The sequence below is a fragment of the Tessaracoccus antarcticus genome (assembly GCF_003688855.1).
Taxonomy (GTDB): Bacteria; Actinomycetota; Actinomycetes; order Propionibacteriales; family Propionibacteriaceae; genus Arachnia; species Arachnia antarctica.
This window is the reverse complement of record NZ_REFW01000008.1, coordinates 1-15,531: the sequence shown is the minus strand read 5'-3', so window position 1 is coordinate 15,531 and position 15,531 is coordinate 1. Positions and strand designations below refer to the sequence as shown.

General features: G+C 65.3%; 16 protein-coding genes. 2 read left to right on the top strand and 14 right to left on the bottom strand.

Annotated features, from left to right (window positions below):
• Positions 1–37 precede the first annotated feature (37 nt).
• Both EAX62_RS16235 and EAX62_RS16230 read right to left on the bottom strand, forming a co-directional pair.
• A complete protein-coding gene (locus tag EAX62_RS16235; RefSeq protein ID WP_121902787.1) occupies positions 38–1,234 on the bottom strand; it encodes an MFS transporter in 1,197 nt (398 codons plus the stop codon).
• Positions 1,227–1,748, bottom strand: coding sequence for a Chromate resistance protein ChrB (locus EAX62_RS16230; RefSeq protein ID WP_325048844.1), 522 nt, complete (start codon positions 1,746–1,748; stop codon positions 1,227–1,229). The genes EAX62_RS16235 and EAX62_RS16230 overlap by 8 nt, the downstream gene beginning before the upstream one ends.
• 110 nt (positions 1,749–1,858) lie before the next feature.
• Here EAX62_RS16230 and EAX62_RS16225 point away from each other — a divergent pair, with 110 nt between their 5' ends.
• Complete coding sequence (locus EAX62_RS16225) at positions 1,859–2,383, top strand: DUF2127 domain-containing protein (RefSeq protein ID WP_121902785.1); 525 nt, start codon at positions 1,859–1,861, stop codon at positions 2,381–2,383.
• Positions 2,384–2,388: 5 nt separating this feature from the next.
• Here EAX62_RS16225 and EAX62_RS16220 read toward each other — a convergent pair whose 3' ends face one another.
• Together EAX62_RS16220 and EAX62_RS16215 are read right to left on the bottom strand one after the other, a co-directional pair.
• Entirely contained in the window at positions 2,389–3,675 is a 1,287-nt protein-coding gene (locus tag EAX62_RS16220) for a multicopper oxidase family protein (protein WP_199711355.1), read from the bottom strand.
• A 179-nt stretch (positions 3,676–3,854) separates the two neighbouring features.
• Positions 3,855–4,109 (bottom strand): SHOCT domain-containing protein, encoded by a 255-nt coding sequence (locus EAX62_RS16215; RefSeq protein WP_121902820.1) that lies wholly within the window; start codon positions 4,107–4,109, stop codon positions 3,855–3,857.
• A gap of 270 nt (positions 4,110–4,379) precedes the next feature.
• Between EAX62_RS16215 and EAX62_RS16210 the strand changes: the two genes are divergently transcribed.
• A complete protein-coding gene (locus EAX62_RS16210; RefSeq protein ID WP_121902783.1) occupies positions 4,380–6,545 on the top strand; it encodes a heavy metal translocating P-type ATPase in 2,166 nt (721 codons plus the stop codon).
• A 379-nt stretch (positions 6,546–6,924) separates the two neighbouring features.
• Here the strand turns inward: EAX62_RS16210 and EAX62_RS16205 are convergent, their stop codons facing one another.
• The 10 genes from EAX62_RS16205 to EAX62_RS16160 all read right to left on the bottom strand — a co-directional run.
• Entirely contained in the window at positions 6,925–10,092 is a 3,168-nt protein-coding gene (locus EAX62_RS16205) for a LysM peptidoglycan-binding domain-containing protein (RefSeq protein ID WP_147454158.1), read from the bottom strand.
• Positions 10,089–10,442: a pilus assembly protein gene (locus tag EAX62_RS16200; RefSeq protein ID WP_147454157.1), complete on the bottom strand. Its 354-nt coding sequence runs from the start codon at positions 10,440–10,442 to the stop codon at positions 10,089–10,091. Before EAX62_RS16200 ends, EAX62_RS16205 begins: the two co-directional genes overlap by 4 nt.
• 124 nt (positions 10,443–10,566) lie before the next feature.
• Entirely contained in the window at positions 10,567–10,992 is a 426-nt protein-coding gene (locus EAX62_RS16195) for a TadE/TadG family type IV pilus assembly protein (protein WP_121902780.1), read from the bottom strand.
• Between the two features lie 14 nt (positions 10,993–11,006).
• Positions 11,007–11,372, bottom strand: coding sequence for a hypothetical protein (locus EAX62_RS16190; protein WP_147454156.1), 366 nt, complete (start codon positions 11,370–11,372; stop codon positions 11,007–11,009).
• 530 nt (positions 11,373–11,902) lie between these two features.
• Positions 11,903–12,535 (bottom strand): hypothetical protein, encoded by a 633-nt coding sequence (locus EAX62_RS16790; RefSeq protein WP_158600717.1) that lies wholly within the window; start codon positions 12,533–12,535, stop codon positions 11,903–11,905.
• Between the two features lie 26 nt (positions 12,536–12,561).
• Positions 12,562–12,909 carry a TadE/TadG family type IV pilus assembly protein gene (locus EAX62_RS16175; RefSeq protein WP_158600716.1) on the bottom strand — a complete coding sequence of 116 codons (348 nt, stop codon included), beginning with the start codon at positions 12,907–12,909 and terminating at the stop codon, positions 12,562–12,564.
• Positions 12,910–12,934: 25 nt separating this feature from the next.
• On the bottom strand, positions 12,935–13,111 hold the full coding sequence (locus EAX62_RS16990; RefSeq protein ID WP_199711354.1) for a hypothetical protein: 177 nt from the start codon (positions 13,109–13,111) through the stop codon (positions 12,935–12,937).
• Positions 13,112–13,131: 20 nt separating this feature from the next.
• On the bottom strand, positions 13,132–14,031 hold the full coding sequence (locus tag EAX62_RS16170) for a type II secretion system F family protein (RefSeq protein ID WP_158600715.1): 900 nt from the start codon (positions 14,029–14,031) through the stop codon (positions 13,132–13,134).
• Positions 14,028–14,876 carry a type II secretion system F family protein gene (locus tag EAX62_RS16165; protein ID WP_121902774.1) on the bottom strand — a complete coding sequence of 283 codons (849 nt, stop codon included), beginning with the start codon at positions 14,874–14,876 and terminating at the stop codon, positions 14,028–14,030. The genes EAX62_RS16170 and EAX62_RS16165 overlap by 4 nt, the downstream gene beginning before the upstream one ends.
• The coding region (locus tag EAX62_RS16160) for an ATPase, T2SS/T4P/T4SS family (RefSeq protein ID WP_199711353.1) at positions 14,873–15,531 on the bottom strand (659 nt) is incomplete at its 5' end. The genes EAX62_RS16165 and EAX62_RS16160, both read right to left, overlap by 4 nt.

Here is a 15,531-nt window from a genome sequence, read left to right as displayed (position 1 = left end):
ATCGCGAGGCCAGCGCCACAAGGTGAGCTCGTGACGGTCAGGATCCAGGGTGACGCAGGACCACAGCGCACAGCACGGCCATGCAGGCCAGGAGACCCGCGAGGGTGCCGAGTCCCGCAGCCAGGCTGGCAGCGGCCGCGACTCCGCCCACCAGCAGCGGGCCGCCCGCGTCCCCGATCTCCCGCAGCACGTCCGCAGCCCCCATGGTCCTGCCAATGCGTTGCGCCGGCGTGGTGGCTGCGAGGTGGGCGAAGCCCAGCGGGGTGGTGACACCCATCCCGACGCCGAGCACGACGGCGGCGGCGTAGAGAGTCGCGGGCGTCGGCACCACGGCGAGCACTGCGACACCCCCGGCAATCAGTGCCAAGCCGACGGCAAGGCCCAGGCCCGTGGAGATGCGACCTGCGTCCCGGAGCCGACCCACCCACGGCTGGGTGAGTGCGGAGGCAAGGGCCAGGACCGCGACAACAGACATGCTTGCGAGCACAGGAAGGTGCAGCGAGGTGCCGAGCAGTGGAAGGAATCCGACGGCGACACCGAGGGCACCGGTGGCTCCCGCCAGCGCCATCGTCGGGACCAGAAAACCTCGCTGGGACACCTGGCGGGCAACGTCGACGATGGAGTACTGGGGGCGTGGCAGCACGGGCAGCTCCGGCATCGCCATGAACACCCACAGCGCCCCCGCGCTCGAGACAGCTGCCAGCGTCAGGAAGAGGGCCGGCAACCCGCCACACAGGATGAGTCCGGCCCCGATCAGCGGTCCCAGAATGTAGCCCAGCGCTTTCCAGGATCCGTAGGCGCCGAAGTACCGCCCCGCCACCGCAGGTCCGGCGATGCGGGCCACGGCAGCCGAGGACGCCGGGGAGAACGCCGACGCAGCGGCGCCCTGGCCCAGGCGGACCAGACCCAGCGCCGTGGGAGTGGTGGCGAACGCCCCAGGCAGCGAGAGGAACGCGAAGGCGAGCAGGCCGCCGACGATGACGGGCTTGGCACCCACCCTGTCGCTGAACGATCCAAAGAGGGGCTTCAGGACGATCTCGGCCACGTCGTAGACGGCCAGCAGCGCCCCGAAAGTCAAGAGCGCGATGCCGAGGTCACTTGACTCGGCCCCGATGCCAGCGGCGATACTGTGCGCACCAAAGGCCGTGGTGAAGCCTGCGCAATACAAGGGCGCCAGGCCACGGATTCGCACCGCACGACTCCCATCGTCGACGGCGACAGGAAGTTCAGACATGTCGGTCCGTCTCGGCAATGTCGAGCGGCCCCGCCTCCCCCACCTCCGGTCCGTGGACGGCCCGGTACACCAAGTCGGAGTAGTGATCGAGAGCGGCGACGCACACTCGGAGACGCTGTTCGGCGTCCCGTGCCTCGGGCAGTTCCAGGACATCGCGCTTCTTCAGGCCCCGGTACCACCTCCGCAACCGGTCGAGGCTCTGCTCCTCCTCCTCCAGTTCGGCAAAGGTGAACTTTCGCTTCCCGATCTCCTTGGCGATCTCGGCGTCGAACTTGCCGCAGTCGGCTGTGAACTCTGCCCATTCGTCAACACGGGCGGCCGTGAAGGCATCCCGGAGCACGGCTTCCGAGTCCGCGTCGCGCGGCGCCGCGTCCATCACGGCGAGGACGCCGCCACCCCTGCGGCACAACTGCCCGGCACGATCGAGTCCCGCCTCGAACGCAGGACCTGCCGGGAGAGTCCAGACACCGGGGGAAACAGGCACGGCCCCCGTCCTGCGCAACTGCCGCCACACAGCCACCCTGTGGCGCGAGGGCTCAGAAGAGATCTGGACGACAATCAGGACCCATGGAAAACGGTGTGACACAATGCAAACTGTAACAGCCGTTACGAATAGGGAGTGGCATGAGTCAAACAGCAAGCGATCCGGCCCACGGGGCCGACGCCGCACCCACACTGCTCGACCGCACGTTTCAGATCAGCCTCCTTCTCAAGGGCCTGGACGGGGTCCTCGAACTCATCGGCGGGGTCCTGCTCCTCGTGATCTCGCCATTCCGACTGGACTCCCTGATCCGGTTCCTGACACAGCACGAACTCTCAGAGGATCCCAAGGACCTCATTGCCAATGCCCTGCGGCACTACACGAGCACCCTGAGCGTGTCGGCCTCTCTGTTCGGGGCCGTGTACCTGCTTCTCCATGGGCTCGTGAAGATCGTGTTGGTCTGGGCGGTGCTCAAGGACAAGCTGTGGGCCTACCCGTGGATGGTGGCGTTCCTGCTGGTCTTCATCGCCTATCAGAGCTACCAACTGGTGGTTGGCTTCACAATAGGGATGGCCCTGCTGACGGCCTTCGACATCTTCATTGTCTGGCTCACGCTCCATGAATACCGAGCGCACAAGGCCCGAAGGGCCTCGGCCCCATCCCGCTAGCCCTGTCATCCACCCACGTCGACGACGGCCATCATGCCGGCGTCCTCATGGTCGAGGATGTGGCAGTGATACACGCTGCGCCCAGGGTGGCGGGCGAAGTCCACGAGCACCTTGATCGATCCACCTGCCGGCACATTGACGACGTCACGCCACATCGGTTCCGCCACACGCGTGCCACTCTCCTCGACAACCTGCATCGGCCAGACGTGCAAGTGGAATGGATGGTCCATCGTCGTCGAGTTGCGGATTGTCCACTCCTCCACAGCGCCGGTGGTCACGCTCTGATCGATGCGCTCGCCATCGAAGGGCCGATCGTCGAAGCCAAACGCCATGCCACCGCCCATGCCTCCCATACCCATCGTCATGGTCATCTCGCGCCGATTGCCCGGGTCGCGATCACGCAGGTCCGGGTCCGCCACCCGGTCAGGGACGACACCTGCGTCGGCGGGGGTCTCCTCACCCTCCACCACCACCGTCGCCAGGGTGGCGGGGCCGGACAGATCGGCGTTGCCCATCATCCCCATCATCCCGCTCCCACGGTTGTGCCCCAGGGAGACGAACGTGCTGGTCCCCCGTCGCATGGTCACCAGCAGGTCAGCACGGTTGCCCGGCATGAGCAGCACATCCTCGACTCCCCGAGGTGGACTCTCGTGGCCCGCATCCACGCCCAGAAGCAGCATGTCTTGTCCCGGGAGCGCCAAGCGCAGGTAGCGGGAGGCGCAGGCGTTCACCACCCGCCACCGTTCGCGCTCACCCGGCCGGGCCGCAAACAGAGGCTGCGTCTGACCATTCACCAGCAGGAGTTCGCCCTCCCTCCCGTTCATGACCTGGCTATGCGAGCCCTGGGCGACAGTCCCGTCAGTCATGAGGGTGGTGTCGGAGACGACCAGCACCCGGTCTCGCGACACCGGTATCTCGTCGTCACCTTCAACGACGATGGCGCCGTACAGTCCACCGAAGACCTGGTCCGCCACCATGCCGTGATGGTGCGGGTGGTACCAGAACACTCCGGCGGGGTGATCCTCCGGCAACTCCATTCGGTAGTCAAAACTCTCGCCACCTCCGATGGTGAGGAATGGATTGTCCCCATTGCCCTCGGGCGACACAGCGAGTCCGTGCGTGTGCAGGTTGGTGGGCTCGACGAGGTTGTTCACCAGCCGTATTTCGAGCCGGTCCCCCGCCCGCAGCAGCCACGTCGGCCCTGGAACCGAACCGTTGTAGGTCAGCATGTGCGCCTTGATTCCGGCTACTTCCACCTCTGTCCGCGCGACAACGAGTTCGGTCCGGAACACGCCATTCTGGCTCCGTAGCGCTGCCGGCTGCCGCAACTCCAGCCCTGGATCCGTGTTGCTCCCCACCGACCTGGCCGCCCAAGGAAGGCCAGTCCGGGACAGCCCCACGCCACCAATGATGGTTCCGGCAACCCCGACGGCACCCATCTGTAGCGATTGGCGGCGATTGATCCCTCCGCTCACCGGCGCTCGCCCAGTTGCTGGAGACGGTCCTGGTACTCGGCAGTATCAATCTCACCCCGGGCATACCGCTCGTCAAGGATCTCCCGGGCACGGCTCGGGCCCGTCGATCGTGGCTCCGCCCTCCCACCACTCGCACCGCGTACCACCACCATCACGAGCAGCACCACGAGCACCACCACCCCCACGACAAGGATGACAAGGAACAACCACCCCCAACCCATGCCGCCCCCCATTCCATAGCCACCGAACATGATCAACTCCCCCGCCCCGGATACCCCAGTGGGTATCCCCACCTTCGACAGTAGGCCTCAATTTTCGTCAGAACAAGGCCCGCGGCGCAGCTTCACCAGATCTTCATGAAGAACCGGGGCACGGACCTGCCGGCACTGCTTCAATTCACTTCATACCCTGAGCGCCATCCACACTGGGGTGTCCCAGACTCCTGGCCCGACCGTCCACGCTGATACACAAGACAAGAGGGCAAGTCGGCCACACGGGGCACCAGAAAGAGGAATGAGACAATGCGCCACGATCACGAGCACACCCCAGAGGCTGCATCTGGCACGCACGATCATCCCGACGAGCACGTCGCGCCACACGAGGCCGGGCACGACGTGAACTCCCCACAGCAGGGCGAGAACACCGACCACGGTGGGGATCCTGCCCATGGCGGCCATGGCGGACACACGGGTCATGGTGATCACGTCGGGCAGTTCCGACGCCTGTTCTGGATCATGCTCGCTCTCGCGGTCCCCGTCGTGGGATTCAACGACATGTTCGCCCACCTGGTGGGCTACCAGCTGCCCGATGCCGCGTGGGTGGGATGGGTCTCACCGCTTCTGGGCACAATCATGTACTTCTGGGGCGGCTCACCATTTCTGACCGGTGGGATCTCGGAGCTCCGCTCCCGCAAACCGGGGATGATGCTGCTCATCGCCCTTGCTATCACCGTGGCGTTCACCTCCTCCCTGGGCTCAAGCCTGCAAGTGCTCGATCCTGAACTGAATTTCTGGTGGGAACTCGCCCTGCTCGTGGTGATCATGCTGCTGGGGCACTGGATCGAGATGCGTTCCCTCGCCCAAACCACCTCCGCCCTGGACTCCCTCGCCGCACTGCTCCCCGATGAGGCGGAGAAGGTCGACGGTGACGACGTGATCACCGTTTCCCCTGCGGATTTGATCCTCGGCGACGTGGTCATCGTCCGTCCGGGAGCATCGGTGCCTGCCGACGGCAGAATCGTCGATGGCTCCGCGAGCATGGACGAATCGATGGTCACGGGCGAGTCCCGAACGGTCCGTCGCCAGACCGGGGACCATGTGGTCGCCGGTACCGTCGCGACCGATTCCGGCCTGCGCGTCGAGGTGACCGCTATCGGCGATGACACTGCGCTGGCAGGGATCCAAAAACTTGTCGCCGACGCCCAGGCATCCACTTCCCGTGCACAACTCATCGCCGACAGAGCCGCAGCCTGGTTGTTCTGGTTCGCTCTGGGCTCCGCAGCAATCACGGCTGTCGTCTGGTCACTCCTCGGCCTTCCTGACATGGCCGTGGTGCGAACCATCACCGTGCTGGTCATCGCCTGCCCCCACGCCCTTGGCCTCGCCATCCCTCTGGTGGTCTCCATCGCCACTGAGCGTGCCGCGCGCGGCGGAGTCCTGGTCAAGGACCGGCTCGCGCTGGAATCCATGCGCAAGGTCGGTGCGGTGCTGTTCGACAAGACGGGCACCCTGACCAAGGGCGAACCCACGGTCACCGGAATCGACCCCATCGACGGGCACGACGAAAACTCGGTGCTGGCTCTGGCCGCAGCGGCCGAGGCCGACAGTGAGCACCCCCTCGCAAGGGCCATCGTCGGCGCAGCACGGAGCCGTGGGCTGGACGTGCCCACTTCCACCGACTTCTCCTCGTCCCCCGCTGTGGGCGTCAAGGCAACCGTGGACGGAGAAGTGGTGGAAGTCGGGGGCCCCTACTTGCTGGAACAGCACCGGCTTGAGGAGTTGGCCGTCGCCGATGACTGGCGAAAACACGGGGCGATCATCCTGCATGTTCTCGCAGATGGTGCAGTGATCGGCGCGCTGCGGCTCGCCGATGAAATCCGCCCCGAGTCCCGCGATGCCGTCGACGCCCTGCACGCGGCTGGTGTGCAGGTTGTGATGATCACCGGCGATGCCCAAGCCGTCGCCGACACCGTCGCCGCCGAGCTGGGCATCGACCGCGTCTTCGCCGGCGTTCGACCTGAGGACAAGGCAGCAAAGGTCGCCGCACTGCAAGCTGAGGGCCTTATGGTGGCCATGGTCGGTGACGGCGTGAATGACGCTCCCGCCCTTGCCCGTGCCGACGTCGGTATCGCGATCGGCGCTGGCACGGACGTTGCGATCGGATCGGCCGGTGTGATCCTGGCCAGCTCGGACCCACGCTCCGTGCTCTCGGTCATCGTCCTTTCACGCGCCTCCTACCGCAAGATGAAACAGAATCTGTGGTGGGCTGCGGGCTACAACCTCCTCGCGGTGCCCCTGGCCGCTGGCGTACTGGCACCAATCGGGTTCGTTCTGCCCATGAGCGTTGGCGCACTCCTCATGTCCGCATCCACTGTCGTAGTGGCCCTCAACGCACAACTGCTCCGACGCCTCGACCTGACTCCCGCAGCCAGCACAGCAAGGATCCTGGGTCGCCAAGACATCAAATAGCCCTCAACAGATCTCCGCGAATGGATGACACGCCGCTATCGAGAACGGGAGGGATTGCGACCAGACCGTGTCATATCTGCCACCGTGCGGAGCCAGAGCCGCTACGAGATTCGTTCAAGTGCTCCCCGTGGAGACACGGCGGGAGGCGCGGATCGGATCATGGGGCCCATGCTGGCCGGGATCAATGAAGACAACGGCGTCACCAACGTGAGTACCGCACTGTTGCACGCAAGACGCACGAAGAGGCGTAAGGAATTGACACTGGTAACAAAACACCTAGTCAAAGGGATACTTCTACGTGCCGAAGAAGGGACTTGAATCCGCCGCTGTCGAGGCTTTAATCGAAGGCGGCACGCATTAATCGGGTACCAACCTTCGGTCAGGCGGTTTGGCGGAAGTGCTTGTTAAGGAAAATCTGGCTGGCGCGGTCGCTGGGGTCGATGGGGTCTCCTTCGGAGCCATCGGCGAGTGCGTCGGTGAGGAGTTGATGGGCTGCTTGGGTGTTGCCTTCGTTGACCATGATGTGCGCCAGATCCATGCATGCAGTTTCAGATTCCGGGCACACTGTAAGCCCGGCTTCCGCTGCTTTCCGGGCGGCGGGAAGGTCGCCGGCGTGCAGGTGGTGGGTAACGAGGGTGTGGGCGACGTCACCGATGGCGCAGGTCATGTGGTGGTCGATGCGGTCACCGTGGGCGAGCCATGACCACCCTGTGGGGCGGAGTTGGTCGAAGGGGCGTCCAGTGACCAGGGTGAGTGCGGTTTCTAAATCCTGAATGCCATCTGCCCCTTTGGCGTGGGCGCGGGTGCGGAGTCTCCGGAAGAGGTCGGCGTCCACGAGGAGGCTCTCGACGAGGTAGAGGCCAACACCGCGGGCGGCAGCTTGGAGAGAGCCTTTGGCCTCCGGGATATGGGGTTGTTGGGTGGCGGGGTTGACGCCGACCCATTGCCGAAGGTTGGAGATGATGGTGTGTACCCGTTCGCGGGTGATGGTGAACGCTTCTACGAGTTGGTCGTTGGTGACCCCGTTGGGATGGGCGGCGAGGAAGGACAGGACTTCAACGTAGTAACCCTTGGACTTCGCGGGGGGTGTGCCGTGGCAGCGTGCGGTGACCGGCCCGAGCCACGTCAGTCGCGGCTGTGGGCAGCGTGAAGAGAACCACGCGGCGACGTCGCGGTCCAAGCCAGGGTCGGCGGCCAGGAGCTGGTCCGCAATCCCATCGCGGACCCTCGGTGCGAGGAGCTGCAGGTCTACAGGGGTGACGGGGGCAACCTCGATGTACTCGACGTCGGGTGCTGCGAGGATCGGCTCGGCGGCCGGCGTGTGGTTGTCGTTCCGATCAACGCTGGTACTGGGCAGGAGGTTGCCGGTCTTGTCGGTGATGGTGTCGGCCGGCTGGGCTGGTTGGCCGGGGCCGGTGTCGTTTGCTGCCCTAAGGAGGGCGGCACACCCTGCAGCTTCGTCGGCGGTGAGGCCGACGGGGACCAGATCGAACCCGTACCCGGTGAGCCGACCCCCCGTGGTGAGATTCAGATCCCCGATGGTGGTGCAGCGCAGCAGGGCCGCTCCGCTGCGGTGGGGGTGGACTTCGATGAGGTGCTGCAGTTCCTGTGCAGCGGTGGTGTTGGCGGCAATCATTGCCGCGACGGCCGGCCACGCTTCGTCCTCGAGTTGGTGGAGGCGGCCGGTGGCGGCGGTGGTGCGGGAGCGTGAAGCACGCTCCACATTGCTCGTGGCCAGCGCGGTGACACGTTCATCCGTTGCGTCGAACTTGTCCGGTGCCATGGGCAGGGTTTCGGCGGCGATGCCGAGGCAGGCGATACGGACGTCGCGGGACCAGGGGTTGACGGCTAGTTCAGCCGCCACGTAGCGGAGGAAGTCGTCGCGCATCACCTCATCCCCGCCGACCGTCAGCGTGCCTTGATGCTCCAGGTTCAGCAGCCACGTGGTGCCGGTGTCGTCGACGCCGATGGTGACCAACAGCGGGTACGGGGCCGGCGTACCGGGGTTGCGGGGGCCAACCGGCTCCGGTGTGGTCCCGGCGGGCAGGGAACAGCCGCCACTTACAGGCTGCCAGGGCTCGGGCAGTTCGGTGGAGGTGTGAAGGGTGATGGTGCCGTCCCCGCCGACCCCGACCGCTGAAATCTCAGGGACGTCGATGAGCGTTGCGACAGTGATGCGCAGCACGTCATCGATACGGGCCAGCAGACGGGCTGACAGGTCGGCGGCCAGGGTGGCCGTCATCTCTATCGGGGCCACGATCGGGTCGGGGATGGTGATCATCAGCCCAGGTTGGCGGTGCCGGAACTGATCGCGGCGTCGTCGGCGCAGCACCGCGAACACCCCGGCGCCGAGGAAGAGTCCCGCCCCGGCCAGCCCTGCGACCTGCCACACCGGCGACGACTCCGACTCCCCCACACCCTCCGCGTTCTCCCCCACAACAGGTGGCTCGGCGGTCGTGGGGACGGCTGTCACGATCGGCGTCGGTGAGGGGGAGGCGAGTGGTGGTGTCGGGGGGATAACCACCGCCGGAGGATTCTGGGTGGGTTCCTGGCCGGACAGGCTCGTGGGGGTAGCCGAATCTGGACCGGGTGGGGTGTCGTCACCGGCCAGGGGTAGGGGGGTAGGTGGAGCGGGTGTAGGTGTGGCGGGCTGGGTATCGTGCGTTGTGGGAGTGGGGGTAGGCGACCCGGTGGGGATGGTGAGGTGCCAGCCATCGAGGATCAGGTCTGGGTTGGTGAGCGCACCCCCCTCCTCTTGGGGTAGGCCCTGGTTGGCGTGGTAAATCTCGGGCCACCGGTTCCCATCTCCCAGGTAGGTCTTCGCGTAGCCCCACAAGGTGTCGCCGGGTCCGACGATGACCTCCTGCATGGTGGCCGTGGCCGTTGGCGGGGTGGGGATAGGCGACCCGGTCGGGATGGTGAGGTGCCAGCCATCAAGGATCAGATCTGGGTGGGTGAGGCTGGCCCCGTCCGTCTGGGGTACTCCACGATTCGCTTGGTAGATCTCGGGCCACCGGGTCCCATCCCCCAGGTAGGTCTTCGCGTACCTCCACAAGGTGTCACCGGGGCCGACGACCACCTCGGCTTGGTTCATCGCCGGCGATCGGGGGGTGTGGATATCAGCGGGGGCGGTCGGCGGCGTGGTGTCGGTGGCGACGGGCCCGGGGTCGGCGTGGGCGATTTGAGGGGCCGGGGCGGTGGGCAGTGCGATGAAAAGCAACGCCGCAGCAGCGACGAGGTGTTTGGCCGCACCTTGGGGTAGGGAGACGGCGGGCAGGTGTGGAGTCTGGATGCCGCGGATGGTGGCGGCGATCTCGCGGAGGATCAGCCACGCCGTCATCGTCCAAACAACCCATGCAGCGGCCCAAATCACCACGACCAGCAGCCGACCGTCATCAGGTGCGGTCAGGACCGACGTGAGTCGCAGCCAAGTCGGAAGGAAACCTGGCCTCGTTGCCAAACCTATGAGCACTACCGGGACGCCAGCCAGAATGGCCAGCAGGAGAAGGGTGGCGGCGAGCCCTTGGAGCCGTTGGAGAGTTCTCATGCTTCCTCCCCTGCGATGACGGGTGTCACTGTCGCGGCCCCGTCCCCGTGGAGGGGCAGGGTGTTGATGCCGATGATCCCGAGGAATTGGCACCGGTAGGTACCGGTAACGCTGACCCGAATCGTCCCGGCTTGGACGGTGGCGGCACCGGTGAAGTTGGAGCGGGCAACGTAGGCCTGTGCGGCTTGGGTTGCTGCGTACACATCGGGTCGGGGTCGCAGTCCGGGTTGGACCTGCAGGAATTGGCCCCCGGCGCGGGCGGCTTCTGCTGCCACTGCGCGGGCGTGTTGTTCGGCAGTGGCGTGGCCCGCGAAGTCGACACCGATCCCGACGCAGATCATGAACGCCACCAAGGAGATGCTGACCCACACACTGATCGCGCCACGCTCACCACCACCCCCACTCCTCCACGACCTGCGCGGTGGGATGGCCTGCCGGTCGGACCCTGTATCCCGGGTGTCTGACGATGTCATGTCATCGGCTCCGAAACGTGTCGACGGGCGAGGAACGGGTGGCACTTACGTCGCTCTGGGAAGGGAATCCGGGCAGAGACAGCTTGAAGATGACTTGGCAGGTCACGGTTACCGACACCGACGCTGGCACCCCGGGCGCGGATGCAAGACCTGCCGCGTTGACCGATACGGACTGGTGGGCGCAGGTGATGGAGGACTCCCCCAGCGACACCCGGGCAGTGGTGGTGGCTGACGCAGTTGCGCCGGGGATGGTGCGCTCCATGGAGGCGGCTCGGGCTGCATTCGCAGCAGCTGCCCCGACTGCCTGCTCAGCCAGGGCGCTACGTCCGAGCACGATCACCAGCCCGACCACGAGCAGCAACACAGGCAACAGCAGTGCGGCTTCGATCGCCACCATGTACCCCCGCTCATCGCTCGTCGGCCGCATGGTCTGCCTCCCCCTCAGTGTTGTTCGACAGGGATGTTGAGTACCTGGATCTCGGCGATCGCCAGGTGCCCGGTAGCGGTGAGTTCCATGGGGATCACCCCGGATTGTCCGATCCCGGTCCAGGTGATGTTCCAGTGGGTGGTGGCGGTGATCGTGTATCGGCCGTCGTGGGTGTAGTGGTAGCCGCAGTCCGGGGATTCCGGGTCCTTCTCTGTAGTGGCTGGATAGGGGGTGCCCTTGCCGCAGCTGATGGTGTCGCCGTTGCCCATGTCCCACACAACCTCGGCCACCTCGGCGGTGGCGGTGACGGTGTAGCCGCCAGCAGACACAGATTTGGCGACCGGGCCGTAGGTGGTGGCGGAGGCGGCATCAACCCACATCCACACATTCCACCCAACGACCCCGAGCGACATCGGAGACTTCTCCACCGTGTGAGGGAACGACCCAATCCGAATGGCATGCAGATTCATCCGATCGATCGCGGTCTGTGCCAGCTGTCGAGGGTCCGGGGGTTGAGGTTGTCCCGGGGGTGCCAGATAGTTGAAGGTGCTGCCGGCCAAGGTTGTGCAGAGCATCACAATGCCTGCGCGGTCGCCCGATGGATCATCTGGGACGAGAACGTCGGGAGAGGTTTGTTGGCTATAGCAGGACTTATCAGCATTCCAGCTACCTTGTCCGGTTCGACAGGGGATAGTGGCACCGGCCGGACTGTTGCACGTTCGACTTTCTGTCCGTTTCGACGGCGTACCTGAGCTGCTGGGACATTGCACGATGGTACGAACCGTTCCCAGCCAGTCAGAAGACTGAATCGTCACTCCGCCTTCGCAGTCTGCCCGCGCGGTGCCGGAGAACACGGTTGTGGCCAGGAGCATGGACAGGCAAGTCATGAAGGCTAAACGCTGTTGGACCTTCATGAACATGCCTTCGTTGGCTTGGCAGCAATGTCACTGACGAGCCAGCTGTTGTCCTCATTGACAACTTCCAAGGTGAAAAGGTTCACCTGGTTTCGTTCTCCGGCCAAGACCGATTTCCCAGTCTTTTTGTTAACCATGTCAACGCCGGTGGCGTCGACGCACGCAACAACCTCGATCATTCTTGTGCCCGGGGCGCCTATGGCTAGCGACCCGACCTTTTCGACGCTGACTGCCACGGGCGCTGTCTGGGTGGCGCCAAGTGCCCGGTAGTCATCCAGTGCCGCTACGACCTGCTGTTGAGCTGCCCCGGTCGTGATGTCTGTCAGCGGTGTCAGGTCCTTGAGTGAGTCGTCCATGCTGAACCTGTTTTGAAGTTGATACAGATGAAGCACCACATCGCGGGCCGCGCTCTGATCCGCGTCCAGTGTTTGTGTTGGCGTGTGCGAAGGCGAGGCGGTGGTCGGTGTTGGAGACTGGGCGGTCTGCGTCGGGCTGGGTGTGGGCGACGGCGTTGGCGTGGTTATCACGGTTGTCGGGGTTGGGCTGGGTTCGGGTTGGGTGGTGGTGCAGGCGTTGAGGGCTCCCAGTCCGAGCGCCAGCACAGTGATGGCGGTGGTGGTGGTTCTCATGATGGGTGCTCCTGCCGGTCGGGATTTTAGGACTGCGTGATGCGTTGGGTGGGGGCTTGTGCGGTCTTGGTTATGGTGTGGTGAAAGCCGGGGATGACGGTGAGAGCGGTTCCAGTGACGGTAGCCGTGGTAGCGGTAGCCCCGCGCTGGATGCTGATCTGGATGCCGGTGATGGAACCGTTGCCTGCGGCGCTGGTGGCAGCTGTGTTGCCGGCGGCGGTGGTGGAGTTGTGTGCGGCGGTGATGCGGGCTGCGTCTTGGGCGGCGGCCAACGCCGTGGCATCAGCCCAGGACACCATGGCCCACTGCAACGTGGACAGCAGGACCGCAAAGACCAGGGGGAACAGCAGTGTCATCTGGATGGTGTTGCTCATCCCCCTCTCCCCGTGTCGGCGGGGGTTAGGTGGGCAGGTTGGCGCGGACATAGGCGGTGATGACAGCGATGACGATTCCGGCGATGACGACGGCACCGGCCAGCAGGATGGCGTTTTCGACGGATTGCGACAGGCCTCGCTCATCCCTGCGTGGGGGTGGGGTGAGGAGTGCTGTCAGGAGGGTGGTGATGATGGTTGTCATGATTGTCTCCTTGCTGGGTGTTAGGTGAGCATTCGTAGGAATGCGGGTGTGATGAGGGTGATGGCCAAGACGATGACGAGTAGGCCGACGGGGATGGCGATGCGTTCGCCTGTGCGGTTGGCTGCGGCGATGTGGTTGGTCAGGAGTGCGTTGCGCATGGTGGCGGCCCTGGCTCTGAGTGAGTTGTAGATCTGGGTGCCGTCGGCGCCGGCCAGTCGCATGATGTCGGCCAGGTCGACTAGGTCTGTGAGGTTGAGTTCGTTGCCGAGGTCTTCGAGGGCGTCCCAGGGGTTGTGGCCGGTGTATTCGGTGCGTTTCAGGGTGGCTGAGATGCGTTGGAAGGCCCATGAGTCGCCGATGTCGGCGGCCCGTTGCAGTGCTTGGGGGACTCCGGAGCCGGAGAGGCGTTCGAGGGCGACCATTTCGACGAACGCGCCGAGGGCGTAGGAGAACTCGGCGCGGGCGCGGCGGGCTTTGTCTTTGACTTCGGCGCCGGGCATCAGCCACAGGACCGCACCGAGCCCGATGGATCCGATGACGGGGATGGCGAACGGAACACTGACACCCAGGGCCATGGCGGTGAGTGTGAGGAGGGGGCCGATGATCAGGCCGATGGTGGCGGCGATGATTTTGGAGCCGTAGAAGGATGTGCGGGTGCGTTGCAGGATCGCCAGATCATGCTCGGGCGGTGTCCCCCACACCCCGGCGGGGAGGTGTTTCTGTGCCCAGGCCCCGACACGGGTTTCAGTGTCGGGCCGGTGGAATTGGCCTGTGGTGGTGATCTCTGCAGTCCCGGGCCTCAGCCTGGCGATGGCGTCTCCCAGGTGGGTGGGGGCTGGGGCGAGCCGCCACACCAGCACCGAGATACCGGTAGCCATCATGGCGCCGGAGAGGATAGCCAGCTGCAGCCCGGTCATCATGACGACACTCCCGTCTCGGGTGTGGTGGTGGTGCCGATGAAGCGTGGGATGGGTTGGTCTTTGGTCATGCGTGCCATCCACCACAAGATCAGTGCCCATGCGGTCAGGTAGGCGGTCAGCAGGACCTGCCCGATCGGGGTTGTGTAGGGGGCAATGTAGTCCCCAGACAGGGCCAGCCCCGCCAGGAGAGCGGCGGTGATGGCGGTGATGATGCGGGCGGCTGTGCGGGGTTTCTGCTGCTCGGCATCCACCGCGCGGCGGGCTCTGACTTCAGCGTCAACAGAGGCGGCCATGTCCGTCATCACCGATGCCAGGCCTGGGCCTCTTCGTTGTGATGCGAGGAGGAGGGTGGCGACGAACAGGTCGGCGGTGGCATCGTCGAATTCATCAGCAAAAAGACGTAGCGCACGGGCAATGTCGAAGTTCGCGCGGAGTCGGGCAGCCAGCTTCGCCACCTCGGGTTCGATGGCTTTTGGTGTGGAGCGGGAGGCCTGGAGGATTGCCTGCTCAATACCCCGGCCCGCACCGAGCACCCCGGCGATGCCACGTGCGAACTCGGCCAAGGCGTCGAGACGGGCAATCACCGGGCGTGTGCGGCGCCGCAGCAACCTGTCCCCCATCACCAATCCGGCGGGGATGGCGACGATGGCGACCAGCCATCCGGTGGTGGCGGCGATGCCGGCACCTGCTGCGCCGCCAACCATCAGCAAAACCCGGGTTCTGGCCTTCACCCCCCACACCTTGCGGGGCCGCCGCACCGTGAGTGGGGCCGGTTGGAACGCCCAGACCGCGGTGACGATTCCGGCGGCCAGGAGGGCGCCGGCCAAGGCTGCGACAAGCATCATGGCGTGGCCCCCCGCTCGGCGTTGAAGGCGTCGAGATCAAAGCCGTACCGGGTCAGGTCGTGTAGCCGGGTGGGCAGTTGCTGGGCCATGGCGTAGCGACTGCCGGGTGCCGTGGTGAAGAGGGTAGTGGTGGCGTAGCCCTTGGCCTGTTCACCGGCCTCGACGGCGATGATTTCGGAGACCCAGCGGTGTTTGCGCCAGGACCCATCCGGCATGGGTTCGGATTCGACCTGGAGTTGGATGATGATGTCGATGTCTTCGGCGATGACGTTGAGGGCATAGTCGCGGGTGATGTTGGCTCCGGCCTGGGTTGCGCAGGTGACAAGTTTCCGGATGGCACCTTCAGCGGTTTTCGCGTGGGTGGTCGACATCGATCCGGATCCGGATTGCATGCACTTGAACATGGTCACCACTTCGTCGCCGCGGACCTCCCCCACGATGGTGTAGGCCAGGTTCGCCCGCAGCGAGTCCTCCAGGGCGTCACGGACGGTGTACTCCCCCGCCCTGCGCCCTGTGGGGCCCAACTCGCCGGTGCCGGGGTTGGCCTGCCACTCGTGAACCACCTGATGGTGGCCGGTATCGCGCAGGAACAGCTCGAACTCGGTTTCGATGGTGCCGATCTGCACATGGGCAGGTAACTCGTGGGCAAGTGCCC